Source organism: Mycobacterium sp. P2_H7, assembly GCF_056403275.1.
On record NZ_JBFUFU010000014.1, the window covers coordinates 19,851 to 40,110 of the forward strand.

The 20,260-nt window shown below is 68.7% G+C and carries 22 protein-coding genes; 18 read left to right on the forward strand and 4 right to left on the reverse strand.

Going from position 1 to position 20,260, the window contains the following annotated elements; translation table 11 throughout:
• Positions 1-13: 13 nt before the first annotated feature.
• Positions 14-1,375, reverse strand: coding sequence for a flavin monoamine oxidase family protein (locus AC1DY7_RS21520; protein WP_477495754.1), 1,362 nt, complete (start codon positions 1,373-1,375; stop codon positions 14-16).
• 49 nt (positions 1,376-1,424) lie between these two features.
• Entirely contained in the window at positions 1,425-2,120 is a 696-nt protein-coding gene (locus tag AC1DY7_RS21525) for a dienelactone hydrolase family protein (protein ID WP_477495755.1), read from the reverse strand.
• A 22-nt stretch (positions 2,121-2,142) separates the two neighbouring features.
• On the opposite strand from AC1DY7_RS21525, the gene AC1DY7_RS21530 reads away from it, so the two are divergent.
• A complete protein-coding gene (locus AC1DY7_RS21530; RefSeq protein ID WP_477495756.1) occupies positions 2,143-3,348 on the forward strand; it encodes a CoA transferase in 1,206 nt (401 codons plus the stop codon).
• On the forward strand, positions 3,345-4,148 hold the full coding sequence (locus tag AC1DY7_RS21535; protein WP_477495757.1) for an acyl-CoA thioesterase: 804 nt from the start codon (positions 3,345-3,347) through the stop codon (positions 4,146-4,148). Before AC1DY7_RS21530 ends, AC1DY7_RS21535 begins: the two co-directional genes overlap by 4 nt.
• On the opposite strand, the gene AC1DY7_RS21540 is transcribed toward AC1DY7_RS21535, so the two are convergent.
• Positions 4,080-5,021 (reverse strand): hypothetical protein, encoded by a 942-nt coding sequence (locus AC1DY7_RS21540; RefSeq protein ID WP_477495758.1) that lies wholly within the window; start codon positions 5,019-5,021, stop codon positions 4,080-4,082. The two genes, AC1DY7_RS21535 and AC1DY7_RS21540, sit on opposite strands and share 69 nt — an antisense overlap.
• A gap of 196 nt (positions 5,022-5,217) precedes the next feature.
• Between AC1DY7_RS21540 and AC1DY7_RS21545 the strand changes: the two genes are divergently transcribed.
• The 8 genes from AC1DY7_RS21545 to AC1DY7_RS21580 all read left to right on the forward strand — a co-directional run bounded on the left by AC1DY7_RS21545 (position 5,218) and on the right by AC1DY7_RS21580 (position 12,165).
• Positions 5,218-5,577, forward strand: a complete 360-nt coding sequence (locus tag AC1DY7_RS21545; protein ID WP_477495759.1) for a heme-binding protein — start codon at positions 5,218-5,220, stop codon at positions 5,575-5,577.
• Positions 5,578-5,657: 80 nt separating this feature from the next.
• Positions 5,658-5,999 (forward strand): hypothetical protein, encoded by a 342-nt coding sequence (locus AC1DY7_RS21550; protein ID WP_477495760.1) that lies wholly within the window; start codon positions 5,658-5,660, stop codon positions 5,997-5,999.
• 108 nt (positions 6,000-6,107) lie between these two features.
• On the forward strand, positions 6,108-6,470 hold the full coding sequence (locus AC1DY7_RS21555) for a YraN family protein (RefSeq protein ID WP_477495761.1): 363 nt from the start codon (positions 6,108-6,110) through the stop codon (positions 6,468-6,470).
• On the forward strand, positions 6,470-7,987 hold the full coding sequence (locus AC1DY7_RS21560) for a YifB family Mg chelatase-like AAA ATPase (protein ID WP_477495762.1): 1,518 nt from the start codon (positions 6,470-6,472) through the stop codon (positions 7,985-7,987). Before AC1DY7_RS21555 ends, AC1DY7_RS21560 begins: the two co-directional genes overlap by 1 nt.
• Positions 7,977-9,104, forward strand: coding sequence for a DNA-processing protein DprA (gene dprA, locus AC1DY7_RS21565; protein ID WP_477495763.1), 1,128 nt, complete (start codon positions 7,977-7,979; stop codon positions 9,102-9,104). The genes AC1DY7_RS21560 and dprA overlap by 11 nt, the downstream gene beginning before the upstream one ends.
• Positions 9,105-9,198: 94 nt before the next feature.
• A complete protein-coding gene (locus tag AC1DY7_RS21570; protein WP_477495764.1) occupies positions 9,199-10,062 on the forward strand; it encodes a siderophore-interacting protein in 864 nt (287 codons plus the stop codon).
• A gap of 4 nt (positions 10,063-10,066) precedes the next feature.
• A complete protein-coding gene (locus tag AC1DY7_RS21575; protein WP_477495765.1) occupies positions 10,067-11,227 on the forward strand; it encodes an alpha-hydroxy-acid oxidizing protein in 1,161 nt (386 codons plus the stop codon).
• A gap of 50 nt (positions 11,228-11,277) precedes the next feature.
• The gene (locus AC1DY7_RS21580; RefSeq protein WP_477495914.1) at positions 11,278-12,165 is read left to right on the forward strand and encodes a tyrosine recombinase XerC; all 888 of its coding nucleotides are present in this window, start codon (positions 11,278-11,280) and stop codon (positions 12,163-12,165) included.
• On the opposite strand, the gene AC1DY7_RS21585 is transcribed toward AC1DY7_RS21580, so the two are convergent.
• Positions 12,113-12,643 (reverse strand): M23 family metallopeptidase, encoded by a 531-nt coding sequence (locus AC1DY7_RS21585; protein WP_477495766.1) that lies wholly within the window; start codon positions 12,641-12,643, stop codon positions 12,113-12,115. The genes AC1DY7_RS21580 and AC1DY7_RS21585 overlap by 53 nt on opposite strands.
• 304 nt (positions 12,644-12,947) lie before the next feature.
• On the opposite strand from AC1DY7_RS21585, the gene rpsB reads away from it, so the two are divergent.
• The 8 genes from rpsB to AC1DY7_RS21625 all read left to right on the forward strand — a co-directional run bounded on the left by rpsB (position 12,948) and on the right by AC1DY7_RS21625 (position 20,260).
• Complete coding sequence (gene rpsB, locus AC1DY7_RS21590) at positions 12,948-13,775, forward strand: 30S ribosomal protein S2 (RefSeq protein WP_477495767.1); 828 nt, start codon at positions 12,948-12,950, stop codon at positions 13,773-13,775.
• 27 nt (positions 13,776-13,802) lie between these two features.
• Entirely contained in the window at positions 13,803-14,618 is an 816-nt protein-coding gene (gene tsf, locus AC1DY7_RS21595) for a translation elongation factor Ts (protein ID WP_477495768.1), read from the forward strand.
• A gap of 68 nt (positions 14,619-14,686) precedes the next feature.
• The gene (locus tag AC1DY7_RS21600; RefSeq protein ID WP_477495769.1) at positions 14,687-16,081 is read left to right on the forward strand and encodes an amidase; all 1,395 of its coding nucleotides are present in this window, start codon (positions 14,687-14,689) and stop codon (positions 16,079-16,081) included.
• 123 nt (positions 16,082-16,204) lie between these two features.
• Positions 16,205-16,705, forward strand: coding sequence for a hypothetical protein (locus AC1DY7_RS21605; protein ID WP_477495915.1), 501 nt, complete (start codon positions 16,205-16,207; stop codon positions 16,703-16,705).
• Positions 16,706-17,869 (forward strand): glutathionylspermidine synthase family protein, encoded by a 1,164-nt coding sequence (locus AC1DY7_RS21610; protein ID WP_477495770.1) that lies wholly within the window; start codon positions 16,706-16,708, stop codon positions 17,867-17,869.
• A gap of 16 nt (positions 17,870-17,885) precedes the next feature.
• On the forward strand, positions 17,886-18,344 hold the full coding sequence (locus tag AC1DY7_RS21615) for a DUF350 domain-containing protein (RefSeq protein ID WP_477495771.1): 459 nt from the start codon (positions 17,886-17,888) through the stop codon (positions 18,342-18,344).
• A 111-nt stretch (positions 18,345-18,455) separates the two neighbouring features.
• On the forward strand, positions 18,456-19,634 hold the full coding sequence (locus AC1DY7_RS21620; protein WP_477495916.1) for an ABC transporter permease: 1,179 nt from the start codon (positions 18,456-18,458) through the stop codon (positions 19,632-19,634).
• Positions 19,635-19,699: 65 nt separating this feature from the next.
• Positions 19,700-20,260 (forward strand): ABC transporter permease, encoded by a 561-nt coding sequence (locus AC1DY7_RS21625; RefSeq protein ID WP_477495772.1) that lies wholly within the window; start codon positions 19,700-19,702, stop codon positions 20,258-20,260.

The following is a 20,260-nucleotide window of genomic DNA, read 5'->3' on the forward strand; positions in this document are numbered from 1 at the left end:
ATCAGGCCCGGGATCAGGCCCGCACCGCCGCGTCGTGGCGGATGACCTCGGCGGCCGCGCGCTCACCCGAGCGCACCGCGCCGTCGATGAAGCCGTACATCAGGTCCGACGTCTCCGTCCCGGCCCAGTGGATGCGACCGCACGGGGCGCGCAGCGCCGGACCGAACTCGGTCAGCACGCCCGGCGGGGCATGCGAGATCATGCCGCCCCCCGAATACCGTTCGACGGTCCAGTTCTGCTCGACGTAATCCGCCGGGGTGAGCGCCCGCGCGCCGAACCGATCGGAGACCGCGTTCAGGACGGCCTGACGGCGGTCGCGGTCGCCCAGCGCGCACAGGTCACGCGCGGCCTGCGCCTCGGTGATGACGGTCAGGATGCCTGGATCACCGGTTGGCGTGCAGGAATCGATGGTCAGGGTGGCCGCGGAGTCGGGTGCGAACGACTGGCCCGACAATCCATCGGCACGCCAGAACGGTTCGTCGTAGACCAGCGCGATCTTGAAGACCGCGCCACTGGGCATCCGCTGATGCAGGAACGCCCGATCGACCGGCAGCATGGGCTCGTAGGTGATGTGCGAGGCGATGCAGATCGGCACCGTCACGATGACGCGACCGGCCCGCACAACCATGCCGTCAGAACGGACCGTGACGCCCTCGGAGTCCTGCGTGATGCTGCGGACGGGCTGCGACAGCGTGATGGCGTCGCCCAGTTCGGCCACCATCGCTCGATGGATGGCGCCCATTCCGCCGATCGGCCGGGCGTCCTCGGCGGCGTCCTTGACGCCGAGGACGAAGCTCGGGCCACCCGCGGATGCCATCTGATAGAGCACGAACAGCAGCGACAGCTCCGATGCGGCGGAGGTGTAGATGCCGGCGACCGCATGCTCCAAGAGTTCGCGGGCCGGCTTGGACCAGGTGTTGCCGTCGAGCCATTTCGCCCACGTCGTGTGATCCCACTTCTGCGCTTTCGGTGCGTCCCAGGGTGATTCGGGTGGAACCGACTTACACATCTGCGTGAGTTCGGCGAACACCGTCCCGATGTTCGCCACGGCGAACGGGCTCATCGACAAGGGGATCGTTCCCGTATAGCGGTACTTCTTGCCACCGACGAACATCATGGCGTCGCCGTGTGTGTACTGCTTGTAGCTGGGGACGTCGAATTCGTGCATCAGGGCGTAGATGCGGTCCTGCCCGGGCCCTATCCAGGCACCACCGCGGTCCACCCAGTAGTCGTCATGGGTTTCGGTGAAGGTGCGGCCGCCGACCCTGTCACGCGCTTCCAACAGCCGGACCGAATGACCGGCTTGGGTGAGCCTCAGCGCCGCCGTCAATCCGGCGAAACCCGCGCCCACCACGCAATAGTCGACGTCGACCATGACAGCAGGACTACTCGTTGTTGAAGCAGCTGTCAATACGCTGGCAGCGCTACGCGCGCAGGTGTTCGCCGAAGAAGGAGAAGACCCGGGTCCAGGCGTCCTCGGTGGCGGCTTCGTCGTAGCCGAACCCGGTGACCCGCAGTAGTGGTTGCACGGGAAGCTGATTGGCGAAGCTGTGCCCGACGCGCGGGTAGACCTTGATGTCGGCGGTGATGTTGAGGGCGTTGACGGTCCGCGTGAGCTTTTCCGGGGCGCCGATCCCGAGTGGGTCGCGGCGCCCGAAGCTGGCCACGATGGGGCACGCGCCGGACAGCGTGCGCTCCAGATTGCGCGGCAGCGGCGCGCCGTAGAACGGGGCGGACGCCCCGAAACCCTTGGGCGACAGCACCAGTGCGAACTGGCCGCCCATGCAGAAGCCGGCGATGCCGACGGTGCCCGTGGATTCCGGCAGTGCCAGCAGGTGGTCGCGGGCTGCGAGGAGGTCATCCAGTGCGCGGCCGCGCTGAGTCAGTAGTTCCCGCATCACCCGAGTGATGCAGCGCGCCCGGCCGCCCCGGGAGTACAGGTTCGGGGTGAGGGCAAGGTAGCCGGCGTCGGCGATCCGGCGGGAGATGGCCTGGCAGTCCGGCCCGTAGCCGAAGGCGTCGTGGACGACCACCACCCCAGGGAAGGGCCCGGGTCCGTCGGGGGTGTCCAGCAATGCGTCGATGGGACCGTCCGGGGTATCGAGCGTGATCGAGGCCACGTGAACAAACTAGCCTGGGCGGGTGACTGACGCACCAGAGGCTGTCCGGCCGTTGGCCGGTGTTCGCATCATCGAGATCTCCAGTTTCGTCGCCGTACCACTCGCGGGTATGACGCTGGCCCAGCTGGGCGCCGAGGTGATCCGGGTGGACCCGGTGGGCGGAGCCGCCGACTATCGGCGCTGGCCGGTGACCGAGGCCGGCGACAGCATCTACTGGGCCGGGCTGAACAAGGGCAAGCGGTCGGTGGCCGTGGACATGCGGTCGGAGCAGGGTCAGGATCTGATCGCGCGGCTGGTTGCCGAGGCCGGCGTGCTGATCACCAATGTGGCCGGGCGGCAATGGCATTCGTATGACGCGTTGGCCGCGCTGCGCCCCGACCTGATCCACGTGGAGATCTCGGGCCGCGCCGACGGCGGCACCGGTGTGGACTACACCGTCAACGCGGGTCTGGGCTTTCCGCTGGTGACGGGGCCCGCCGGGCTGGATGTCCCGGTCAATCATGTGCTGCCCGCCTGGGATGTGGCCTGCGGGCTCTACGCAGCGCTGGCGGTAACCACAGCGCTGCGGCACCGCGACGCGACGGGGCACGGCCAGCGGGTGTCGATCCCGCTGGAGAACGTCGCGCTGGCCACCGCGGGCAATCTGAGTTTCTTGACCGAGGTGATGATCAACGGAGATGACCGGCCCCGGATCGGCAACTCGATCTACGGTCAGTACGGCCAGCAGTTCACCAGCGCCGACGGGGTCGCGTTCATGATCGTCGCGCTCACCGGCCGGCACTTCAAGGATCTGGCCGAGATCACCGGTAACACCAAAGCGGTTGCCGCGCTGGGTGAATCGCTGGGCGCCGATCTCACCGACGAGGGGCAGCGCTACCGCCACCGCGATGCGTTGACCGGGTTGTTCACCCCGTGGTTCAGCGCCCACACCGCGGTGGAGGTCGGTGCCGCCCTGGCGGGCACGTCCATCCTGTGGGAGCGCTACCGCAGCTTCGCCGAGGCGGCCGCCGACCCGAAGGTGACCGAGAACCCGCTGTTCACCACCCTGGACCAGCCCCGCATCGGTAGCTACCTGGCGCCGGGGCTGCCCGTCGCCATCGACGGCGCTTACCCAGCCGCGGTGCCCTCGCCGGCACTCGGCGACGACACCGCGCAGGTGCTCACCGAACAGTTGGGGCTCGGAGCGGACGAGATCGCGCGCCTGACCGACGCCGGCACGGTCGCGTGAGCGCCCTCGCGGCACTGCTCGACCTGGCCGAGGCGGGGCACGATGCGTGGACCGGCCCGGCCAGCGGGCCCGACGGCAAGCGGGCCTTCGGCGGCCTGATCGCCGCGCAGAGCCTGGCCGCCGCCTGCCACACCCTCGATGCGGGTTATCAGCCGACCAACATGCACCTGCAATTCCTGCGCGGCGGTGACGCCGGCGTGCCGCTGGATCTGCGGGTGGACCGGGTGTACGACGGGCGCACCGCTGCTTCGCGGCGCGTCGAGAGCCGCCAGGCCGGTCGTCTGCTCACCGCTGCGACCGTATCGTTCACCGTGCCGCTGGCCGGGCCCGAACACGGTGTGCGGCAGACGATGCCGGCGCATCCGGACACCTTGCCGCCGACCGGGCCGCCTGGCCCGGCGCCGTCGCTGCCCTTGGATGAACTCGACATCCGGATCGAGGACGTCGGTGCCGGTGCCGATTTCGTCCGGCGGATGTGGTGGCGGGTGACCGCCCCGCTGCCGGATGCGCCGTTGCTGCACACTCTGATTGCGGTGTACATCACCGACCTGTACGGCGTCGACCCGGCCTCCCACGTGCACGGCTCGTCGATGCAGGAGCGGGTGCACCGCACCAGCACCACGGATTCGTCGATCTGGCTGCACCAGCCGGTGCGCGCGGATGAGTGGAATCTGCTGGAGTCCGCCTCGCCCGCGGCGGCCCGTGGGCGCAGCCTGATCACCGCGAGCCTGCTACGAGCCGACGGCGTGGTCGCCGCGACGCTGGTCCAGGAAGGGCTGTTCGCCGATAGGGAGCCTTAGCTGTCCGGTGGCGCGGCGCCGGGCGACTCGCGGGTCCACCCACTCGAGGATCCCACGGTCGGGCATGTCGATGAAATAGTCGAAACCGCCGTACGCCGGCGCCCGGTCCCGCGCCAACCGCGGAGGCAGTGGCAACCGGTACAGCCGGCTGGCGGGGTCGATCAGCTCGGCACCTGATTCCTCGAGTTGGTCGAAGGTGAGGTAGCGCAACGCGATTGACCGTTGGTCGGCGTGGCGCAGCCCCGCGATGTGACCGATGGACAACTCGCGGCCGACAATCCGGTGATAGTCGGAATCTCCGAACTCGGTGCCGTGCAGGTAGTAGATGCCGGAGCCGTCCGACCATTCGACGGCGGGCCGGCCGGTGTCGTCGTGAAGCACGCTGGTGCTGCCTTCGGCGTAGCGTACGGCCGGCATCGGCACCAGCAGCACTTCTCGGTGGATCGGAATCACCCACCCCAGCCCGAGGTCCCGAGCCGACCGCATCGCCAGCGAGAACCGCGCCCAGCGGCTGACGGACACCACACCGATCGGCGGCAGCCAGCGCGCGTCCGGCAGGGCGGCGACGAAGCGGCTGTAGAGGATGTCGCGCAGGTCGTTCGGGACGACGGCGCCCGGGACGTCGCCGGCATCGTCGCTGCCCGACCAGCGGGCGATCCGGGTCCAGCGTTTGTCCGGGCCGTTCAGCGAGGCGATCCGCAAGGCCCGGTCGAGTTGCGGGATGACGGAGTACTTGGTGCCCAGATGCACGTCCCGCGACGTGCAGAACTCGGTCACCAGGTCGAGTGCCGCGTCAGCGTCGAACGGAGGGACGCCCGAAGAACGCCGCGCCGGGAGGTCCAGGTCGACGTAGGACTCCATGTCGAAGGTCATGGTCGCAACGTAACGCCGGTGTCCGACAAGTTCCCGTGGCGGCGGTGTGGCCGACACGTTGTGCGCGCGAGCGTGCACCCAGATCGCCGCCGAGCGCGAAATCACGCTCTCACGGCACGCTCGACGACGCCGGCCCCGAGCGGGCCGGTCCGCGCAAAGGCTGCGTTTTGTCGTAGCCGATCCATAGGATCGAGAGATGAAGCCGATTGCCATCCTCCTGTTCAGCGCGTCCGCCGTCTTCGCCACCGTCGCGGCGCCGACCGCGGCCGCCGCCGACCCCTGCTCGGCGAGCAGTCTGGCCACCACCGCCAGCGGTGTGCTCGGCCAAGCGGGTGCGTACCTCGACGCGCATCCTGGTGCCAACGACGTCCTGACCGCGGCGGGCAATCAGAGCACGGGCGACGCGACCGCGGCGATCAGGGGGTATTTCACCGGGCATCCGGGCGAGTTCCTCGACCTACAGGGCATCGCGCGGCCGCTCACGTCGCTGCGCAGCCAGTGCGGTGTCTCGGTGTCGCCCAGCCAGCTCGCGGCGCTCTTCGACGCGCTGGCCTGACGGCCAGACCGGCCGCACGGCGAAAAGCGAGTACACGCCTACTCGGCTCCAGCGAAATGGCCGCGCCTACGGTTGTTGTCATGACCACGTGGGCGATCTCGATCCGGATTCCCGTGGACGGCCCGCTTGAGGAGCAGACGGATGCGCTGCTGAACTCGGTGCGGCCGTTCATGGAATCCCTGATCCGACGGCCTGCGAGGCGGGCCGGCAATGTGTTCGCGTTCGAGCTGCTGAGTGCCACCGGTATCCGTGAAACGAACAGATACCTGCTGCTGGTGGACGCGGACAGCCCGTCGGCGCGGGCGTTGCACCGGCTGGCCGAAGGCCTGGCCACAGTGCTCCCGGCCGGGGCCATCGTCTCGGCGCTCGGTGAATTCGACTCGGTCGCGCGGTCACCGGAGTCCCAGCTGCTCGCCTGGTAGGCATCCGCTTCGGGCCTCGCCTGTGGATGAATCGGTGACTGTGGATAACTAGGGCTTTTGCCCGGTTTCGTGCGCCGGCCTGTCGGCGGGTGTCGCGATGGTTGATCCATGGAGACATGGAGTCGCGCCGAGATCGGCGCTCTGGGCGAGCGGTTGGCGGTGCAGCATCTGGAGGCCTTGGGTCTGCAAGTGCTGGAACGTAATTGGCGGTGCCGCTACGGCGAGCTGGATGTGATCGCCGCCGACGGCGGCACGGTGGTGTTCGTGGAGGTCAAGACCCGCACCAGTGACGCTTTCGGTGGGGTGGCCGAGGCGGTCACCCCGGCGAAGGTTCGGCGGTTGCGGCGGCTGGCCGGCGTGTGGCTGGCGCAGCAGCCGAAGAGCTGGGCGGGGGTGCGTATCGATGTCGTCGGGGTGCGCATCGGCCGGACCCGGGTGCCGGAATTGACCCTCGTACAGGGCATCGGCTGATGGCACTGGGTAGGGCGTATTCGGTGGCCATCCGCGGGGTGGACGGGCTGATCGTGGAGGTCGAGGCCGACATCACCTCCGGTCTGCCGGGAGTACATCTGGTGGGTTTGGGTGATGCGGCGCTGCAGGAGTCGCGGGACCGGGTCCGCGCGGCGATCACCAACTGCGGCAGTGAATGGCCGATGTCGCGGCTGACACTGGCGCTCTCGCCCGCGACGCTGCCCAAGAACGGGTCGGCGTACGACTTGGCCCTGGCATCTGCGGTGCTCTCGGCGCACGGCAAGAAGGAGTGGCCGCGGCTGGAGAAGAGTCTGCTGCTGGGCGAATTGGCACTCGACGGCCGGGTCCGGCCGGTCACCGGGATCCTGCCCGCGGTGGTGGCCGGCAAGAAAGAGGGCTGGCCGGTGGTGGTCGTGCCCGAGGAGAATCTCGCCGAGGCCAGCCTGGTCGACGGCATCGAGGTATGGGGTGTGCGCACCCTGCGCCAGCTGCAGGCCTGGCTGGCGGGCAAGGGCGGGCTGACGGGCCGCTTCGACACGGTGCCGCCCGCACCGGTGGTGGCGGCGGATCTCGCGGATGTGATCGGGCAGACCCAAGCCCGCTACGCGGTGGAGGTGGCGGCCGCCGGCGCGCATCATCTGTTCCTGAGCGGTCCGCCGGGAATCGGCAAAACGATGCTGGCGCAACGCCTTCCCGGACTGCTACCGCAGTTGTCGGAGGACGAGGCGTTGGAGGTCACCGCGATCCATTCGGTGGCCGGGCTGCTGACGGGCAAGACCCCGCTGATCACCGAGCCACCGTTCATCGCCCCGCATCACACCTCCAGTGTCGCGGCGATGGTCGGCGGCGGAACGGGGATGGCCCGCCCGGGTGCGGTCAGCCGGGCGCATCGTGGCGTCTTGTTCTTGGACGAATGCGCGGAGATCGGCTCCAGCGTGCTCGAAGCGATGCGAACACCGTTGGAGGACGGCGAGATTCGGCTGGCGCGGCGCGACGGGGTAGCGAAATATCCGGCACGGTTCCAGCTGATTCTGGCCGCCAACGAATGCCCGTGTGCCCCGGCCAACCCGCGGGACTGCGTGTGCCCGGCCGCGGTGAAGCGACGCTATCTCGGCAAGTTGTCCGGTCCGTTGATGGACAGGGTCGACCTGCGCGTCAAGATGCATCAAGTCCGCGGCGTCGCCTTCGGTAGCGCGGTTCCCGAGCCGACCGCGGCCGTACGGGAACGGGTGGCGAACGCCCGCAGCGCTGCCGCGTTCCGATGGCAGGCCGTCGGGGTGCGGACCAATGCGGAGGTGCCCGGGCCGGTGCTGCGCCGTGCGTTTCGACTCAGCCGAACCGCGATGGAACCGCTGCGCAGAGCGTTGGATCGCGGCTCACTCAGCATCCGGGGGGTCGATCGGTCACTACGGGTCGCGTGGTCCATCGCCGACTTGGCGGGCAAGGAATCTCCCACCGTGGACGACGTGTGCACGGCGCTCAGCTTTCGAGACGAGGTGGTCAACGATGGTCGATGAACAAACCCGCAATGCCTGGGCCTACCTGTCCCGGGTCACCGAGCCGCCCTGCCCCGCATTGACGGCGTACGTGCGCAGCCACGGTCCGGTCGAGGCAGCCGCGCGGATCCGCTCGGGCAGCGAACCGCCGTGGCTGACGGATGCGGTGGCAATCCGCCGCGAAATCGACAGTGTCGCGGATGATCTGGCGATGTTGGACCGTCGCGGGGGCCGGCTGATCACTCCCGACGACGACGAATGGCCGTACCTGGCGTTCGGCGCGTTCGGCAATGAGAAGGTGACCAATAAGCAGGACGGTCACACACCGATGGTGCTGTGGGCTATCGGGCCCGCGCGGTTGGACGACGTGGCCGACCGCGCCGCGGCCATCGTCGGGACCCGTGCGGCGACCGCCTATGGCGAGCACATGGCGGGCAGCCTGGCCGAAGGGTTGGCCGAACACGACGTCGCGGTGGTGTCGGGCGGCGCCTACGGGATCGACGGTGCGGCGCATCGGGCGGCGCTGGCGGTCGACGGCTGCACCGTCGCGGTGCTCGCCGGTGGTATCGATGTTCCCTATCCGAGCGGGCATTCGGCTCTGCTGCACAGGATTTCGCAGAGTGGATTGCTACTCACCGAGTATCCGCCGGGGGTGCGCCCGGCCAGGTTCCGGTTCCTCGCCCGCAATCGTCTGGTCGCGGTGCTCGGGCGCGCCACCGTCGTGGTGGAGGCGGGACTACGCAGCGGTGCGGCCAACACCGCTGCCTGGGCCGAGGCGATGGGCCGGGTGGTGTGCGCGGTCCCGGGGCCGGTGACGTCCTCGGCATCGGCGGGCTGTCATGTGCTGCTGCGCGGCGATGCGGTTCTGGTCGACCGACCGGACGAGCTGATCGAGATCGTCGGGAAGGCAGGGGAGTTCGCCGAGGAGCCCGAGCATCCGGCCTCTCCGCTGGACGGACTGTCCCGGCCCGAACGCCTCGTCTACGAGGCGTTGCCTGCGCGCGGTTATCGCAGCGTCGAACAGATCGCGGTGGACGCCGCGCTGCCGGCAGAATCGGTCCTCGGCCCGCTCGCGCTGCTGGAGGTGTCGGGCTTGGTGACGCGCAAGGAGGGGCGGTGGCGGATCGTGTCCAGATGAGTCGGACGGGGCTCGGACGGGGCGTAGCGGACCGCGCCCGCTGGGCCGCTCGTACAGTGGTGGGGCAATCGTCAGACAAGAACGGGGAGGCACTGTGGCGGGACGTCCGGTCCATACCTTCGAGGTGATCAGCTCCACGCAGCTGACACCGCACATGATTCGGCTGGTGCTCGGCGGCTCGAAGGAGGGCGAGGGCTTCGACACCTTCACGCCCAGCGCGTTCACCGATTCCTATGTCAAATTCGTCATCGTCCCCGACGGCGTCAACACGGGTGCGCTGCCGAGGCCGTTGACGCTGGACAGTTTCAACGAACTCCCTGAGGATCAGCGACCCACGGTGCGGACCTACACGGTGCGGCACGCAGATGCCGAAAAGCGGGAGATCACAGTCGATTTCGTGGTCCATGGCGAGCAGGGCGTGGCCGGGCCGTGGGCCGCGGCGGTCGCCCCCGGCGCACCCGCGTATCTGATGGGGCCCAGCGGCGCTTACGCGCCGGACCCCGCCGCCGACTGGCACCTGCTGGCCGGTGACGAGGCCGGGCTCCCCGCGATCAGCGCCGCACTGAAGGCGCTGCCCGCGGCCGCCGTCGGCCAGGCCTTCATCGAGGTGGCCGGACCCGAGGACGAGGTCGAGCTGACCGTCCCGGCCGGCGTGGCGGTGCACTGGATCCACCGGGGCGGTCGCGCCGATCAGGTGCCCGACTCGGCGGCCGGCGACAACGCGCCACTGGTGGCCGCGGTCCGCGGCGCCGACTGGCTGCCCGGTCAGGTGCAGGTGTTCGTGCACGGCGAGGCGCAGACCGTCATGCACAATCTGCGGCCGTACCTGCGCAAAGAACGCGGAGTCGAGGCCAAGTGGGCTTCCATCTCCGGATACTGGCGCCGCGGCCGCACCGAGGAGACGTTCCGGCAGTGGAAATCGGAGCTGGCGAAAGCCGAAGCGGGCCAGTCAGACTGACCCCATGGCATTCGGCGACTATCAGCTCGAGATCTATCTGCAGGGCCTCTCCGGGGTCGTGCCCTCCCTTCCGATCGGCTTCGCCGAACTGGAGGAGCGGGCCGAAAAAGCGATGTCCCCGTCGCTGTGGTCCTATGTCGCCGGCGGTGCAGGCGATGAGCGCACCCAGCGGGTCAACGTCACGGCTTTCGAGAATTGGGGTCTGATCCCGCGGATGTGCGTCGGCGCCACCGAACGCGACCTGACGGTCGAGCTGTTCGGGCTCACGCTGCCCTCGCCACTGTTCATGGCGCCCATCGGGGTGATCGGGCTGTGCGCCCAGGACCGCCACGGCGACCTGGCGTCGGCCCGCGCCGCCGCCAGGTCCGGGGTGCCGATGGTGGTCTCCACGCTCACCGCCGACCCCCTGGAATCGGTCGCCGCCGAATTCGGCGACACCCCGGGCTTCTTCCAGCTGTACACCCCGAAAGATAGGGAGCTGGCGGCCAGTTTCGTGGCCCGCGCCGAAGCCGCGGGATACAAGGGCATCATCGTCACGCTCGACACCTGGGTGCCCGGCTGGCGGCCGCGCGACCTGGGCACCTCGAACTTCCCACAGCTGCGCGGCCACTGCCTGACCAACTACACCAGCGACCCGGTGTTCCGGGCGGGCCTGGCGCAGCCGCCGGAGGAGAATCCGCAAGCTGCGATCCTGAGCTGGATCCAGAACTTCGGGCAATGTGTCACGTGGGACGACCTGGCCTGGCTGCGGACGTTGACGAAGCTGCCGCTGCTGGTCAAGGGCATCTGTCATCCCGACGACGTGCGGCGCGCCCGCGACCTCGGGGTCGACGGCATCTACTGCTCCAACCATGGCGGGCGTCAGGCCAACGGTGGCCTCCCTGCCATCGACTGCCTGCCCGACGTGGTCGCCGCGGCCGACGGGCTGCCGGTGCTGTTCGATTCCGGGGTGCGCAGCGGTGCCGACATCGTCAAGGCGCTCGCGTTGGGCGCCACCGCCGTCGGGGTCGGGCGGCCGTACGCCTACGGACTGGCGCTCGGCGGCGTCGACGGCGTGGTGCACGTGTTGCGCTCATTGCTCGCCGAGGCCGACCTGATCATGGCCATCGACGGCTACCGGTCACTGGCTGATCTCACCCCGGACACGCTTCGGCGCGTCACCTAGACAGCCCGGCCCAGGCTGAGCACGGTGGGAAGGTGCACAGCGACGGGGGGATCGGCCCGATTCTGGCCGAGTTCGACGAGCACCTGGCGCTGCAGCGCCTGCGCTCCGAGCACACCCGCCGCGCGTATCTGGGCGATCTGCGGTCCCTGTTCGAATTCACCGGCGGAGGCCTGGACAGCCTGAACCTGATGACGTTGCGTTCGTGGCTGGCGTCCCAGGCCGGCGCGGGGGCGGCGCGCACCACGCTGGCCAGGCGCACGTCGGCGGTCAAGACGTTCACCGCGTGGGCGTGCCATCGCGGTTTGATGCGTACCGACCCGGCAGCGCGCCTGCAGACCCCGAAGGCCCATCGCACCCTGCCGGCGGTGTTGCGGCAGGACCAGGCGCTGGACGCCCTGGAGGCGCTGAATTCCGGTGCCCAGCAAGGAGATCCGCTGGCGCTGCGGGACCGTCTCATCGTCGAGTTGCTCTACGCCACCGGTATCCGCGTCAGCGAGCTGTGCGGGCTGGACATCGACGACGTCGACACCTCGCTCCGGGTACTGCGCGTCCTGGGTAAAGGCAACAAACAACGCACCGTGCCGTTCGGCGAGCCGGCGTCGGCGGCACTCATGTCCTGGCTCGCCGACGGCCGGCCGGCGCTGGTAACCCCGAAGTCGGGCCCGGCGCTGCTGCTCGGTGCCCGCGGCGGCCGCCTCGATCAGCGTCAGGTCCGCACCGTCGTGCACGACACCATGACCGCCGTCGACGGTGCCCCCGACATCGGTCCGCACGGCCTGCGGCACAGCGCGGCCACCCATCTGCTCGAAGGCGGCGCCGACCTGCGCATCGTGCAGGAACTGCTCGGCCATTCCTCGCTGGCCACCACGCAGCTCTACACCCATGTCACGGTGGCTCGGCTCCGGGCGGTGCACGACCAGGCGCATCCCCGGGCCTGAGCGGCTTGAGCCGGATCGGGGTCTGGGCGAGCAGTCCGAGCGGATCGACGTAGTCGGCCCTCGCGGCCGGGCCCCACATCGCTCCCCAGTGCAGGCAGGCAGCTACCGGGCAGCCCGCATGTCCAGCCATCAGCGCCCCGATCGGGGTGCCGGCCGCCACCGACTGCCCGGGACGCACCGTGGCGCGCACCGGCTCGTAACTGGTGCGCAGACCGCCCGGATGCTCGATGGACACCAGTGGGCGACCGGCCAGCTCACCGGCGAACACCACGGTCCCGTCTCCGGCGGCATACACCGGCTGACCCGATGCCCCGGCGAGATCGACACCCCGGTGGCCGCGCTTCCAGTTGGGCGCGGGCGCGTCGAAACCGCGGGTGACGGCGGGCTGGGGGTGCAACGGCCAGCTCAGGCGTGCCGGTTCGGCATGCGCCGGGGCGGTAGCCGCCACCATCAGCAGCGCCACCCCGAGGAACCTCATCACCCCAGTTCAGCGGCTGGCAGGATGAGAGGGAACCCGATATCCGGAGAATGTGGATGATGGCCCGACTGTGCACAACTGCAGTGGTAAAAGCCGCTGTATCCACGGTGTAAACTTCTGTCCGCAGCTCACTTGCGTGAGCTGACTTCGCGCGCCTGCTTCGCAACCTCGTACCAACAGGGTTGCACCAGCCAGCCGGGCGGTCCTGAACCGGGAAACCGGAACGGGTCCGGCAGCTAGCAGACGCCAGGGTCCGGGATCACCCGATGCCGGACGACAACCGATATATAAGTGAGGCACCACCATGGCCGTAGTGACCATGAAGCAGCTGCTCGACAGCGGCACCCATTTCGGGCACCAGACCCGTCGTTGGAACCCCAAGATGAAGCGGTTCATCTTCACCGACCGCAACGGCATCTACATCATCGACTTGCAGCAGACGCTGACCTACATCGACAAGGCCTACGAGTTCGTCAAGGAGACCGTCGCGCACGGTGGCACCGTGATGTTCGTCGGCACCAAGAAGCAGGCCCAGGAGTCCATCGCCGACGAGGCGACCCGAGTCGGCATGCCGTATGTGAACCAGCGCTGGCTGGGCGGCATGCTCACCAACTTCTCCACCGTGCACAAGCGTCTGCAGCGCCTCAAGGAGCTCGAGGCCATGGAGCAGACCGGTGGTTTCGAAGGCCGCACCAAGAAGGAAATCCTCATGCTCACGCGTGAGAAGAACAAGCTTGAGCGCAGCCTCGGCGGTATCCGCGACATGCAGAAGGTGCCCTCGGCCATCTGGGTCGTCGACACCAACAAGGAGCACCTGGCCGTCAACGAGGCCATCAAGCTCGGCATCCCGGTCATCGCCATCCTCGACACCAACTGCGACCCGGACCAGGTCAACTACCCGGTCCCGGGCAACGACGACGCGATCCGTTCGGCAGCACTGCTGACCAAGGTCATCGCCTCGGCCGTCGCCGAGGGCCTGCAGGCCCGTGCCGGCGCCGGTAAGGCCGAGGCCGGTCAGGACGCTGCCGCCGCCGAGCCGCTGGCCGAGTGGGAGCAGGAGCTGCTGGCCGGTGCCACCGCGAGCCCGGCCGACAGCACCGTCGCTGCCGAGCCCACCACTGACGCTTCCTGACCTCTTCAGTCCAAGGAGAACGCATTCATGGCTAACTACACCGCTGCCGACGTCAAGCGCCTTCGGGAGCTGACCGGTGCCGGCATGCTCGACTGCAAGAACGCGCTGACCGAGAGCGACGGCGATTTCGACAAGGCCGTCGAGGTGCTGCGGATCAAGGGCGCCAAGGACGTCGGCAAGCGCGCTGAGCGTGCCACCGCCGAGGGCCTGGTCGCGGCCAAGGACGGCGCGCTCATCGAGCTGAACTCCGAGACCGACTTCGTCGCGAAGAACGCGGAGTTCCAGGCGCTGGCCGACCAGATCGTCGCCGCGGCGGCAGCCTCCAAGGCTGCCGACATCGACGCGCTCAAGGCTGCCAAGTCGGGTGACACCACGGTCGAGCAGCTGATCGCCGACCTGAGTGCCAAGATCGGCGAGAAGCTCGAGCTGCGCCGCGTGGCGTACTTCGACGGTCAGGTCGAGACCTACCTGCACAAGCGGTCGGCCGACCTGCCGCCCGCCGTGGGTGTGCTGGTCGAGTACACCGGTGCTACGGAGGAGGCCGCCCACTCGGTCGCCCTGCAGATCGCCGCGCTCAAGGCCAAGTACCTCACGCGTGAGGACGTGCCCGCCGATGTCGTCGCCAACGAGCGTCGCATCGCCGAGGAGACCGCCAAGGAAGAGGGCAAGCCGGAAGCGGCACTGCCCAAGATCGTGGAAGGTCGCGTCACCGGTTTCTACAAGGACGTGGTCCTTCTCGATCAGTCGTCGGTGTCGGACAGCAAGAAGTCCGTCAAGGCGCTCCTCGACGAGGCCGGCGTGACTGTGACCCGGTTCGTCCGGTTCGAGGTCGGTCAGTCCTAGTCAGATCAGCCAGAGAACCCCCCGGCGCCCCGCGCAGCCCCGTGGTACGTGCTGGTACCGTCGGGCGCATGACACGTGTGCACGCCTTCGGCGACGACGCCCTCGGCGACCTGGACGCGGTCGCGCTGGCCGCAGCACTGCGCGCCGGTGACGTCTCGCAGGCCGAACTGATCGACGCCGCGATCGCCCGCGCCGAGACCGTCAACCCCGCCTTGAACGGGCTGGCGTACCCGGCGTTCGACCGGGCCCGCGCCGCCGCGCCCCGCACCGGCTTCTTCGCCGGGATCCCGACGTTCGTCAAGGACAACTCCGATGTCGCCGGCATGCCGACGATGGAGGGCACCGACGCCTGGACGCCGAGCCCGGCGCCCGCCGACGGCGACTTCGCCCGCAGTTTCCTGGGCACCGGCCTGATCGCCCTGGGCAAGACCCAACTCTCCGAGTTCGGATTCAGCGCCTCCGCGGAGCACCCTCGGCTCGGGCCGGTGCGCAACCCGTGGCACACCGAGCACACCGCAGGCGCCTCGTCGTCCGGATCGGGTGCGTTCGTCGCCGCCGGTGTGGTGCCGATCGCGCACGCCAACGACGGCGGCGGATCCATTCGCATCCCGGCGGCCTGCAATGGGCTCGTCGGGCTCAAACCGTCACGGGGCCGGCTGCCGCTGGACAAGCAGATGCGCCAGATGCCGTTGCGCATCGTGGCCAACGGTGTGCTCACCCGATCGGTGCGCGACACCGCCGCGTTCTACCGTGAGGCCGAACGCCTGCAGCGCAATCCCAAACTGCCGGCCATCGGCGATGTCACCGGCCCCGGCGCCCGGCGGTTACACATCGCCGTGTGCACGGAATCGATTGCGCGCGAGGCCAGCCCGGAGATCCGCGAACAGACCATGAAGACCGCGGCGCTGCTGGAGGGCCTCGGCCACCGTGTCACCGAGATCTCGAATCCGGTGCCTGCCTCATTCATGAACGATTTCCTGCTGTACTGGTCGCTGCTGGCTTTCGCGTTGGTGCGAGGTGGGCGGCGGACGTTCGGCCCCAGCTTCGACAAGACCAAGCTGGACAATCTGACACTCGGACTGGAGCACCTGGCCGGGCGCAACCTGCATCGGATGCCGCTGGTGATCGGGCGGCTGGCGCAGACCCGCCGGACCATCATGCGACTCGCCGCGTCCTACGACGTCCTGCTCACGCCCACCCTCGCCGACGTGACACCCCGGATCGGGCATCTGGACCCGACCGCTCCGTACCAGCAGATCATCGACCGGCTCATCGACTGGGTCGCCTTCACCCCGCTGCAGAACGTCACCGGCGACCCGGCGATCTCGCTCCCGGTCGGCCGATCCGCGGCGGGCCTGCCGATCGGGATGATGTTCGCGGCGCCCACGGGGCAGGAGCGCATCCTGCTGGAACTGGCCTACGAACTCGAAGAGGCCCAGGCGTTTCCCCGTATCCAGGACTGACCGCTCTATGCTGTGAGGCGGCTGTCGAACAGTAGTGGGGGATAGATGGAATCCGGGTCCGATGACGTATCCGAGGGCACGCCGCCGCAGGATCATCAGGCGGCACCGCCGCAGCGCGGCTCCGTGCGCCAGCAAGACGCCGCATCGACGACACCCCGGCAGCCGACCGTCGCCGAGGCACGCCAGCGAGACAAGGCCCGTCGCGCCCGCGAGACCGCCGAGCGATTCGCCGCCCTGCAACAGGAGAAGGCCGACAAGCGTGCGGCCACCGGCAAGAAGCTCCTGATGGGTTCGGTAGCCGTCGTCGGCGTCGTGGGCGTCGTCGCACTGGGCTATCAGATGTTCCACGAGGACACCGTCTCGGCCACCTGCGTGGCCGATGGCAGCAACGAGGTGGTTCCGGACAGCTACTGCAGCAGCGGCTACTCCGGAGCGGGCGGCGTCTTCATCTGGGCGGGCTCGCCGTACCGGTACTACTACGGCGGCAGCAACGGCGGCATCGGCACCCCCGCCCGGGGCGGCACCCTGGAGCTGCCGAAGGGCACCACCGGGAAGACGAGTTCCGGATCGACGGTCTCGCGCGGCGGGTTCGGCTCGTCGAGCCACGGAAGCTCGGGTAGCTGAATGCGCCGTGTCCGCAGTTCCCCGCGACCGGGCTGGGAACGGATCGTCGCCGAGCAGGGCATGTGCTTCGGTACGCCCGCCCAAGATGCGAACGGCGCCGACCGACCCTACTGGGACGAGTCGGTGCACTACGTCTTCGACATGGACGAGGTGTTGTCCCTGGAAGCCTCCGTCGAGGTGCTGCACTCGATGTGCCTGGACGCCGTCGAGCATGTCGTGCTCGTCGGGCGCTATCACGACTTCGGTCTGCCGGAGTGGACGTGGGAGCACATCGAGAAGTCTTGGCGCCGTAGCGATCCGCACCTGTACGGCCGCTTCGACCTGCGCTATGACGGCCGCAAGCCGCCGGTGCTGCTGGAGTACAACGCCGACACCCCGACCTCGCTGTTGGAAGCCGCCGTCCTGCAGTGGCACTGGAAGACCGATGTCTTTCCCGCCGACGACCAGTGGAACTCCGTGCACGAGCGCCTCGTCGCGCGGTGGGCCGAGATCCGGGATCGGTTGCCCGGCAAGGAAACCCACTTTACCTGGTCCTCGGCCGACGCCAGCGGCGAGGACAACGTCACCCTGGCCTACCTGCAGGAGTGTGCGGCGGAGGCCGGTTTGCACACCGTCGGCCTCGCGATCGAGGACATCGGCTTCGACCAAGACCTGCAGTGCTTTGTGGACCTCGAAGAAGCGCCCATCTCATCGTTGTTCAAGCTCTACCCGTGGGAGTGGATCCTCGACGACGACTTCGGCAGGCACGCCCTGGACACCCTGCCGTCGACCATGTGGGTCGAGCCGCTCTGGAAGACGCTGCTGAGTAACAAGGCGATCCTCGCGGTGCTGTGGGAAATGTACCCGGGACACCCGAACCTGTTGCCCGCCTACCTCGACGACCCGCACGAGCTCACCGAGTACGTCCGCAAGCCCAAACTGGGCCGTGAAGGGGCGAACATCAGCGTGGTCGGTGCGGGACAGGACATGGAGACCGGCGGGGTCTACGGCGAGGAAGGTTACGTCTACCAACTGCTGGACCCGCTGCCGAAATTCGACGACATGCGCCCCGCGCTCGGCGCCTGGATCGTCGGCGACGAATCCGCCGGGCTCGGCATCCGGGAGACCTCGGGCCTCATCACCGACAACGGCGCCGCCTTTGTACCCCACCGAATTCCGCTGTGATCGGAAGGATCAGTCAATGAACCGCACCATGCTCTCGGCCCTGGGGCCGGACTACTGGTCGATCGTCGGCCACGGTGCGTCGGCGATCGTGCTGTACACGATCGTCGGCATCGCACTGATGGTCCTGGGTTTCTTCGTCATCGACTGGACCACGCCGGGGCCGCTGCGCGCCCTGGTGCAGGCCGGCCGCCCCAACGCCGCCGCCATCACCGCCTCCGGAGTGGTCTCGATGGCGCTGATCGTGGTGCTCGCGATCTACAGTTCCTCCGGTGATCTGATCGGTGGTCTGATCAAGACGCTGATCTTCGGTCTGCTGGGCATTGCCGCGCAAGCGTTCTCGGTGCGCCTGGTCGGCGTGATCAAGGGCGTCGACATCGGCCGGGTGCTGGCCGAGGAACGCTTCACCCCCGAGGTGCTGGTCGTGGCGGCGTCGTATCTGGCCTTCGGATTGATCATCGCGGCCGCGATTCTGTAGATCCGGCGACGAAATCCGTTGCCGTCGAGACACCTTGTTGTAATCGCAAGCAGTCTCCGTTAACGCGGCGGATACCGCAGATAGCTTTCCACGAAACACGGCGCGCCCACGATCCCTCTCGTGGAGTCCGCTGCACCACCCGCCATCACCCGACCACCGGAGATCGCCACCGCATCCGGTAACACCTTCATGTGCCTGGTCCGGTTCGCGCTGGCGAACATCAGGCGCCGCCCGGAACGTTTCGTGTTATCGGTCCTGGGCATCGCCCTGGCCATCTTGTGCGTCACCGTGGTGCGCACCATCGCCGCCAGTTTCGCCATCACAGGCGAGGATTCGGTCACCGACGTGATCGGTGGCGCCCAGCTGTGGGTGGTGCCGGCCGCCGGGGTGCACTACGACACCGACACCCGGGCACTGGTTGCCGACGGCGCCGCACCCGATATCACCGCACTTCCCGATGGCTGGTCCGCCACCCGGACTCCGTCCGGCACCACCAGTGTCAATGGCCTTCCGGTGTCCATCCGCGGCAGCGACGCGGTGGCAGCCGGTCACGTCGCGGTGGGCGATCAGCTCGCCACCCGCCTGGGCTTGGGTGCCGGTGACCGGGTGGTGATCGGCGGCCAGAGCCTGGTGGTTGATCTGTCCGGCACGGGCCAATCAGCTACCGTGCCAATCGATCTGGCGCGCAGCCTGGTCGGGGACAACGGTTGGTGGACGGTCACTGCGCCCGCCGGTCAGGAGAAGCGCCGCGACCTGGCGCAGACGTTCGGTGCGGCGACCGGCCTGCCCGCCACCACGGACCCGTCGGTGCTGCCCGACAGCGGCGGCCCCGGCCTGATCTATGACACGGTGGGTGGGGTCGGTCCGCTGACGTTCGAACAGAACTTCTCGGCGCTGTTCTCCGGCAAGATCACCGGTTCGACGCTGGGCCTCATCTCCACCATCGGGCTCATCCTCGGCTTCGTCATCGCGGTGTCCTCGTTCCTGGCCGCCGTCGCCGAGCGGAAGCGGGAGTTCGGCATCATGTCGAGCATCGGCCTCGCCGATGAAGTCCTGTACTTCTTCCTCGTCGAATCGGCGATCGTGTTCACCGTCGCCTACGTCGTCGGAGTGCTCGGCGCAGGAGCGGCTGTCGCACTGGTGATTCCGGGCATCGCGACGGTGGCAGCCTGGGCGCAGGCCGCGGGCATGGTGGCCGCGTTCATCCCGGCCATGGCGATCGTCGGAGCGCTGATCCCCGTGCACCGGCTGTTGCAACAACGTCCCGTCGATCTGCTGGGTGGCCGATGAGCGCCTGCGCGAAGAGGAGAAGGTACCGATGAGCGCCTGCGCGAAGAGGAGAGGGTAGGTAGGCCATGCGCTACGGACTGTCGTACGGCTGGTTGGCGGCGCGCCGCCGGCTCGGGGAGATGATCCTGCCCGCCATCACCACCGCAACGGGCGCCTTCCTGGTCGTCATCGTCTTCGGGATGTCCGAGGGCATCAGCGCCCAGTCGGCGTCACTCGGTCACGCCGACGAGATCCGCGCCGCCGTGGTGCTGATCGCCGTCACCGTCCTGCTGGTCGGTGTGGTAGAGGTGGCGGTCGCCACCACCCGGACGGTCGCCCAGCGGACCAGGGAACTGGGTGTGTTGGGCGCCAACGGGATTCCCCGCACACCGGTGGTGATCGCGCTGCTCGTCGAACCCGTCATCGCCGCCCTGCTCGGAGCGATCGGCGGGGCAGTGTTGGCGGTGATCGCCGCGCTGACGCTGGCGGCCGTTGGCTTCGTCCCGACCGGGGTCGCACTCGGCGGATTGGCCATGGGGGCGGTCATCGCCGTCGCCGTCAGCATCATCGCGGCACTGGCCACCAGTGTCGTCCCGACCTGGAACGCCGCCTCGCGCCCACCCATCCGATCGTTGAGCACGGGATAG